The following is an 8,021-nucleotide window of genomic DNA, read 5'->3' as shown; positions in this document are numbered from 1 at the left end:
CGGCTCGATCAACGCCCACCCGCTCATCCGACAAGTCCGACCGATACCCACGCCGCTGCACACCCACGCGTGATCAACGAGCCGAAGCGACCGACGCCACGGCCGAACATGAATCAACCGCTACACGGATCAGATGCCCTCTTAGTTACCTTTGGCGGCGTCAGGGACGGCATCCGCAGCTGCGGCGAAGGACGAGGCTCAGACGGTGCCGCCGGATATGGGCGGCCGGGGACGGTTTCAGGACGTGGTCGACGGCGTCGGCGCCCAGCGCCGCGAACGGCACGGCGAGGGTGGTCAGCGACGGAGCGAGGTAGGCGCCGAGCTCGGTGCCGTCGATGCTGACTAGAGCAAGGTCGTCGCCTACGCGTCGGCCGGCCTCGGTGGCGGCGCGTAGGGCCCCGAGGGCGTGCTCGTCGGTGGTCGCGCAGAGGGCGGTGACGGAGGGATGTTCGGCGAGCAGCGTCCGGGTGGCGCGGTAAGCGTCGTCGCGTAGCTCAGAAAACGGACAATGCAGCACCAGCGGCCCTGTTGTCGGTCGCCGGCGCTCGGCCAGCGTGGCCAGGGCGCCGCGGCTGCGGTGGCTGACCGGGCCTTCGCCGGAGGCCGCTCCGAGCACCGCGATGTGCTGGTGGCCGTGCTCGATCAGGTGACGAGTGGCCTGCCGGCCGGCGTCGAAGTCGCGGCCAGCGACGCCGGGGGCGGTGGGGTGGGTGTGGTGTACGAGGGAGTACGGAATGCCGGCGGCGCGTAGAACTTCGACGGCGGGCGTGGGATCGTGCGCGGGCACCACGAGCATCGCGTCGACGCGGGCGTCGAGCAACGCTTGGATCTGCTCGTGCTCGCGGTCTGCGTCGAAGTGCGTACTGCCGATTAGGAGCCGCCGTCCGTGGGCGAAGGCGGCGTCCTCGATGGCGCGGGCCAGCTCGGCGAAGAAGGGCTTGGCTAGATCGGGCACGACGAGCCCGAGGGTGCCTGTGCGGTTGGCGCGCAGTGCCCGTCCGAGGTTGTTGCGGCGGTAGCCGAGTTCGGCGACTGCGGCCATGACGCGCTCACGGGTCGCGGCGGCGACCGGCCGGGGCCCGTCGTTGAGCACGTAGCTGACCACCGCAGTTGAGGTACCCGCGCGTGCCGCGACGTCGCGGATCGTCGGTCCTGGCATCGCCTCCCCCCTTCCGCTGCCTTGGGCTCTTGACTATGGCACAGTGGGTCCTCACAATAGTTCTAATCGTTTAGAACGGAGTGCTTGTGGGGAGTCGGGTGATCGTCGTCGGCTCGGTGAACGTGGACCGGGTGCTGCGCTGTCCGACGCTGCCGCGTCCCGGGGAGACGGTGCTTACCACGACGACCAATGTCGGTTACGGCGGCAAGGGCGGTAACCAGGCGGCAGCTGCCGCCCGGCTCGGTGCCGACACGTGGCTGATCGCCGCCGTGGGTGCCGACGCCGACGGCGCGGCCGCAGTGAGCGACCTGCGTGGCTGCGGCGTCCACGTCGAGGGTGTGTATACCGTGCCAGACGCGGTGACAGGCCAGGCGACAGTGCTGGTCGACGACCGCGGCGAGAACGCCATCGTCGTCGCGCCCGGCGCGAACAGGTCGCTCACTTTCGGACACGTGAGTGCGGCGCTGCGGGCGCTCGCGCTCGACGCCACCGACGTGGTGCTCGTCAGCGCGGAGGTCGGCGAGAGGTGCGTCGAGGCGGCTGCGCGGCTGTGCGCCGAGGTCAGGGCGCAGATGGTGTACAACCTGGCCCCGGCCCGCCCCCTGGGCGCCTGGGACAGCACCGCACCGGTGGTGCTTGTCGTCAACGAAGTCGAAGCGGCGCAAGTCGCCGGGGCCCGCGACCCCGAGGAGGCGATCGGTTGGCTGCAGCGCCGACTGGTGCCCACCGTGGTTACCCGCGGCGCGCGGGGGGCGCTGATCGTGACCCCCGACGGGGTGTGGACGGTGCCCGCGGCGTCGGCGCACGTTGTGGATACGACCGGCGCTGGCGATGCCTTCTGCGGCGCATTGGCCGCCGACCTCGCCAGCGGCGCTGATCTGTTAGCCGCCTTACACACCGCAGTCGCCGCCGCCGCAGTCGCCGTGAGCGCCCCCGGCGCCCGTGGTGCCCTGGCCCGTCGAAAGGATCTCACCTCATGAACCCACCCCTGCAGCTGCTCATCGACACGGACACCGGAAGCGATGACGCAGTGGCCCTGCTGCTGGCCGCCCGCGCGGCCGAAGCAACGATCGAGGCGGTCACCACCGTGGCCGGCAACGTCCCCCTGCCCCAGGCCACCCACAACGCCCTGATCACCTTGGAACTTGCCGGCGCCGGCACGGTGCCGGTGCACGAGGGCTGCGACCGGCCGCTGCTGCGAACGCTGCAGACCGCCCAGCACGTCCACGGCTCCGACGGGATGAGCGGGGCCGCACCCCCCAGTCCCATTGGCGCGCCAAGCGCCGGACACGCCGTCGACGTGCTGCTACGCCTCGCCCACACCCGTGGGCCCCAGCTGACGCTGGTCACCCTCGGGCCGCTGACCAACATCGCCGCCGCGCTGCTGCGCGACCGGCACCTGCTGCGCCGCTTCCGGCACACCTACTGCATGGCTGGCGCCGCCGACGGGCACGGCAACATCACCGCGACGGCCGAGTACAACGTGTGGGCCGACCCCGAAGCCGCCGCCATCGTGCTCGACGCCGCCACCCCAGACAAGGTCACCTGGATCGGCTGGGACGCCTCCCGTCGCGACGCCGTCATGACGCCCCAGCGCCAGCGGCGGCTGCACGATCTTGGCACCGCCACAGCCACCTTCGTAGGCCGAATCAACCAGGCGGTTAACACCTGGGCCACCGACGTCACTGGCCTGCCCGGCTACGACCTGCCCGACCCCCTCGCTATGGCCGTGGCGCTCGACCCGGGCCTAGCTCGACACACGGAGGCTGCGCAGGTGCGGGTCGCGCTCGGCGACGAGGCCCGCGGGCAGCTCCTCATCGACCGTCGTCGCACCGCCAACGCTCTCAACGTCACCCTCATCCGGCGCGTCGACACAGCCGGCTTTGAGCGAATGCTGCTGAATGCCTGTGGCGCCACCGCGGAGGCCGACGCATGAAGGCCACCGAGAGTGTTCCCCGCTACGAGCTGCACTGCCACCTCGACGCCTCGGTGCGCCCCGACACGATCGCGGCCCTCGCTGCCGAGCAACGCCTAGACATGCCCGCACCCGTCCGGCAGCTTGCGGTCGCCCCCGCCGACGTCGGCAGCCTGCACAACTTCCTGCCCTACATCGACGTCGCCCTGGACGTGCTACAGACCCCCCAGGCGCTGCGTCGCGCGGCCGCCGAACTCGTCGCCGACTGGCATCGCGACCATGTCGTCTACGGCGAGGTTCGCTTCGCACCGCAACTCCACACCCGCGCCGGCATGAGCCTCGATGACGCCGTAACCGCAGTCGCCGCCGGACTGGCCGACGGTGCTGCGGCCAGCGGAGTGCGCACTGGCCTGCTGTTGTGCTGTCTGCGTCACCAGCACCGCGAGGTCAGCCTAGCGGTCGCGGACACCGCCGTGCGCCGCCGCGACGTCGTGGCCGGGCTCGACCTCGCCGGCGACGAACGCTTCTCCGGCACCGCGCACCGAGAGGCCTTCGACCTCGCTCACGCGGCCGGACTGCCGGTCACCGTGCATGCGGGCGAGGCGGTAGGACCCGACAGCGTGTGGGAAGCCCTAGACATACTCGGTGCCCGCCGCATCGGCCACGGCGTGCGCAGCGTCAGCGATCGGGCACTACTTGATCGCCTGCACCGCGATGAGATCACTCTCGAAACCTGTCCCCGGTGCAACGTGCTGACCCGGGCGGTGCCGAATCTCGCCGCGCACCCCGCAGACCGACTGCTGCGTGCCGGCCTGCGGGTCACCGTCAGCACCGACGCCCGCACAACCGCCGACACCACGCTGGACGCTGAATTCGCAGCCCTGGCTGCCGGCTTTGGCTGGACCGCCGAGCAGGAACGTCTGTGCCAGGACAACGCAGCCCACGGGGCATTCGCCGGCGGTCCGAACTCGCCGGATCGGTAGGGCGTGAACCGGCACGGGAGGTTCGACCTCGAGGCGTTCCCGGTGCACTGTTGCCTAACGACCTCGTGCATGGTTGTCCGGGGCGTGGGAGTTGTCCTCGGCTGGGGCAGGTCACATGGCGGTGATGGCGGCGATGGGTTTGCCGCGGTCGGTGTGTTGGTGGTCGGACAGTAGGCCGGCGACGGCGCGGATGGTGGTGTCGAGGCTGTCGCGGCGCCCGAGGTGGCGGGTCAAGCTGCGCCAGTTCTTCAGGTGGGCGATGGCGTGCTCGACGCGTACCCGGCGGCGGGCGTGCTCGCGGCGCTGGGCTGTGCGTAGTTCGGCGATGCCGGGCAGGCGTTCCAGGGCTTTCTTGTGATGCCGCAGCGTCGGGGTGATCACCTGGCCGCCGGTTTGGGCGCCCAGGCCCTGATAGCCGGCGTCGGCGAGGATGCGCACCCCGGCGGTGTGGGCCAGCCAGTGCGTCAGGCCGGCCTGGCGAGCTTGGGTGATGTCGGCGGTGCTGCCGGGCACGGTGGCGCCGCAGAACAACAGCCGGCCCTGCGTGTCGCTGAGGACCAGGGTCTTGATCGCGTTGGTGCGCGACTTTCCGGACACGAACCGCTGTCGTCCGGCCCGGCCGGCGCGGGGACGCCGGACGCGGATCTCGGTGGCGTCCATCAGCGCCGCCGCCCGCACATGATCCAGGTAGGCGACGACGTCGGCCAGGGTAGGCAGCCGCACGCCGCCTGGCACCCGGCAGCCCCGCTCGGCCAGCAGCGGTCGGATCTCGCCCACCGCCCGGGTGATCGTGGAGCGGTCCACCCCGAACCACGCCGCCAGCACATCGTGGGTCACGCCGTGGCGCAGGCAGACCAGGGTGGCCAGCAGCCGGTCGACGAAGACCAGCCGTTAGCGGGCACCGGCACCCACCGCCCGCCGCCGGGTCCGAGCGGTCAACCGGGCCTGCTGCCGGTCCTGCCACACCGGACCCAACTCGGCCACGAGCTCGGCAATGACCTCGACGGACAAGCCCGTCACCCGACGACGAGACACCACAGTGGACCTAACCACTGGAAGATCATCCCACCAGGCACCCACAACCATGCACGAGGTCGTAAAGGACGTCTCGTAACTTAGTGAAGGCGTTGCCGGGCAACGGACTGGTGGTCAGCCTGCCAGGGCGATGTTGTGCAGGTTGGCGATGCCGGAAGCGGCGTCGGCCAATGTGGGCGGCGCGGCGGTAGTCGCGCACGATCTTCCAGGTCTTCATCCTGGCCAGGGCGTGTTCGACCTGTGCGCGGACAGCGCGGTGCTGCTCCTCAGGCGCTGGGTCTGTTGGCTTGCTCCTGGCCGGGCTGGCCGGAGTTTCGCCTCCGCCGTCCTCGCTCGGAAGGCAGCCGCTAGTGAATCGCCACTGGCGACCGGCCGCTCGAGGCAGGAGCCAATGGGGTCAGCGCGTCCGTCGATCCGGCGCCGTGTGTCCATGCCTGCCACAGCGAGGTTTCACCGGCAGGTCGACAGCTGGTCGATCCGAGCGGCGCCGAGTTCAGCTGCTGCTGTGCTCGAGCTGATGCTCCGCCACGTGCGGCCAGTAGGGCGATTTCACGCTCTCGGGCGGTCAGTTCAGTAACCGGCTCGATCGTCCTCAGCAACGGTGTGCGAGCGCCCTCGCAGCGAGCACCGCAGGCAGCGGCCTGTCTTGTTGCCGCAGCTGCACGCTCACGGTGTCCTAAGCGTCGCCAGGCTGCAGCCGATACAGTAGCCGCCTCTGCGGCCAGGAGGTCGGCCCCAATGCCCTCAAGTTGGTCTACGACCTCTTGCAGCTGACCCGGTTGGTTGGTAACCAGCGCGCGAACCAGCCGAGCGCGTGTGGCGACGAACGCCCCGTCGCAGCGGTCGGCAAGCTGGTTAAGTCGGGGTAGCACCTTATCGGCTGCCCCCAACCGAGCTACGTCCGTCAGAAGTAGCGACTCCGACGTATGGTGACCTGCAACACGGGCGCGACTCGCAGCGGTGAGCAAGGTGGCCCTGGCGTGGTGAAGGTGTCCACGGGCCGCGAGCAACCATGCCTCTCCTAGCAGTTCCTCCCCCGCCAGAAACCCACTCGGCTGATACTGTCCCCTGCTGGCGAAGATCTTGGCGGCTTCGTCGGTGTCGTCGTACAGGGCTGCGCTTGCTACGAGGCCGCCAGTCGCAAGCTGCGGCACCACGGCGTGCTGCATCGAGCGCGCCAGAGCCCGAGCCTCGGCATACCAGCGGTAGGCGCTCGCCGGATGACCGGCCAGCCATTCGACCCGGGCAAGGTGGAAGGGACTGTAAGACGAACGGCTCTGGCGCAGAAACGGTGGCCGCGGTGACCCGGCCTACGCGTGGCCTACGCGAGCAGGATTCGCTGTCGTAGGAGGGCGAAGCCGGCTCGGCCGTACATCTGCCGCTTCAGGAACTTGACCTTTGTGTTCGTGCCTTCCATCGGTCCGTTGCTGTAGGGCAGGGTCAACCCGGCCACGACGGCGGGCAGATCCATCCGGAGGCCGTGGACGAAGCCGTGCAGGGCGGGCAGGTCGTCGGCGTCGACGGCGGTCATCCAGGCGTCGAGGTCCTTGCCGCGGCGGCCGGTGAGCAGCCTGGCGAACTCGCCGACCCGCTGGGCCAGCACGGTCAGGTGCGGGCAGGCCGCGAGCAGGTCGTGCAGGTGGCTGCGGTGGTGGGCGGGGAGGTTCTGCGGTTTGGTCATCAGCCAAGAAACCAGCCGGCGCGGGGACGGTGGGGTGCGTTCGGCGTCGGCGCGGCCCTGGTTGAGGTAGCGCACCAGCAGGTTCGCGCTGCCGGTGTAGCCAAGTTCGCGGATCTCGGCCAGCAGCCGGGTCACCGGAACCTTGGGGTCTTCGGCGCGTCGGCGCCGCAGGTGGTCCCGGAACGGGTCGACCAGCGTCTCGCGGTAGCGCGGCGGACGCTGCAGCTGGTCGGCGGTCGCGGCGCGGGCGTACCGTTTCACGGTGTTCAATGCCCAGCCGAGCCGGCGGGCGCATTCCAGCAGCCCGACGCCCTGCTCAAGCAGGGCATGAACGGCCGCGTGCCGCTCGCGAGTGCGCTCGTCCAGAGGCCGGTCCGGGCGGGCTGGACCTGCCGTGCCAGCAGCGGCTGTGCGCGGCCACGGTCTTCTCGACCGCCTTGGCCAGGTTGTGCCACAGATGCCACCGGTCGCTGACCTGCACCGCCTGCGGCGCACCATCGCGGATGGCCTCGGCATACACGGCCGACCCGTCGCGGCAGACCACCTCCACCTGCGGATGTTCGCGCAGCCACGCGGCCAGGGTGGATGCCTTCCGATCAGGAAGCACGTCGATCCGGCGGTGGGTGACCGCGTCGATCAGCAAGGTCGCGTACCGGCGGCCCCGGCGCAGCGCGAAGTCATCCACGCTGATCACGGTCGAGACCGGCCCCGCCGGGGTGGGCATGGACATCAGCACGCGCAGCACCGTGGACCGCGAGACCCGCACACCCAACCGGGACAGCATGGCCGACCCGGCACGACCGGCCACGACCACCGCCAGGTCACCGATCAACCCGGTCAACTGGCGGGTCCGGCGTGCCCACCGGCGCGCCAGCGCTGGTACCTGCTCCCGGAACGTGCGCCGCGGGCAGGACGGAGTCGGGCAGAGCGACCGCCGGACCCGCAGGTCAATGATCACGCCACGGCCACCGACGGGAAGGTCGGCCAGTCGCCGCTCGTGATCGGCGTGCACCCGCCCAGCCGGCTGGCCGCACTGCGGGCATGGCACCGCCGTCTCCGGCGTCCGGGCCCGCACCCGCAAGAACAGCCCCTGATCAACCAACTCGTCGATGACCAGCGCGGACAGCTCAGGAAACAAGGTCTTGATCAGGTCGAGGTCACACCGGCGTCAGCCTTCCGCACCGCGTCCGGCCACAGAGGACAGGGTCACCACCGTTTCTGCGCCAGAGCCGTTCGTTTGACAGACCC

5 protein-coding genes and 1 pseudogene are annotated in these 8,021 nt (G+C 70.4%); 3 read left to right on the top strand and 3 right to left on the bottom strand.

Annotation, left to right across the window (positions count from 1 at the left end; all coding sequences use genetic code 11):
- Window positions 1–160: 160 nt before the first annotated feature.
- Entirely contained in the window at window positions 161–1,159 is a 999-nt protein-coding gene (locus tag JNW89_RS20700; protein ID WP_255541045.1) for a LacI family DNA-binding transcriptional regulator, read from the bottom strand.
- 98 nt (window positions 1,160–1,257) lie between these two features.
- On the opposite strand from JNW89_RS20700, the gene JNW89_RS20695 reads away from it, so the two are divergent.
- The 3 genes from JNW89_RS20695 to add are packed head-to-tail and all read left to right on the top strand — an operon-like array spanning window position 1,258 to window position 4,057.
- A complete protein-coding gene (locus tag JNW89_RS20695) occupies window positions 1,258–2,139 on the top strand; it encodes a PfkB family carbohydrate kinase (RefSeq protein ID WP_238450158.1) in 882 nt (293 codons plus the stop codon).
- Complete coding sequence (locus JNW89_RS20690) at window positions 2,136–3,095, top strand: nucleoside hydrolase (protein WP_255541044.1); 960 nt, start codon at window positions 2,136–2,138, stop codon at window positions 3,093–3,095. Before JNW89_RS20695 ends, JNW89_RS20690 begins: the two co-directional genes overlap by 4 nt.
- Window positions 3,092–4,057, top strand: coding sequence for an adenosine deaminase (add, locus tag JNW89_RS20685; protein ID WP_238450156.1), 966 nt, complete (start codon window positions 3,092–3,094; stop codon window positions 4,055–4,057). The genes JNW89_RS20690 and add overlap by 4 nt, the downstream gene beginning before the upstream one ends.
- A gap of 111 nt (window positions 4,058–4,168) precedes the next feature.
- On the opposite strand, the gene JNW89_RS20680 is transcribed toward add, so the two are convergent.
- On the bottom strand, window positions 4,169–4,894 hold the full coding sequence (locus JNW89_RS20680) for a transposase (protein ID WP_238450155.1): 726 nt from the start codon (window positions 4,892–4,894) through the stop codon (window positions 4,169–4,171).
- A 1,519-nt stretch (window positions 4,895–6,413) separates the two neighbouring features.
- A pseudogene (locus JNW89_RS20670) lies at window positions 6,414–7,911 on the bottom strand (ISL3 family transposase).
- Window positions 7,912–8,021: the final 110 nt, after the last annotated feature.

Source organism: Micromonospora sp. 4G55, assembly GCF_016803375.1.
The sequence above is the reverse complement of the archived record's forward strand: the minus strand, read 5'-3'. Positions and strand labels throughout refer to the sequence as shown.

Coding starts and splice junctions, on each gene's coding strand:
- JNW89_RS20690 (WP_255541044.1), top strand. CDS start 2,136: ATGAACCCACCCCTGCAGCTGCTCATCGACACGGACACCGGAAGCGAT.
- JNW89_RS20700 (WP_255541045.1), bottom strand. CDS start 1,159: ATGCCAGGACCGACGATCCGCGACGTCGCGGCACGCGCGGGTACCTCA.
- add (WP_238450156.1), top strand. CDS start 3,092: ATGAAGGCCACCGAGAGTGTTCCCCGCTACGAGCTGCACTGCCACCTC.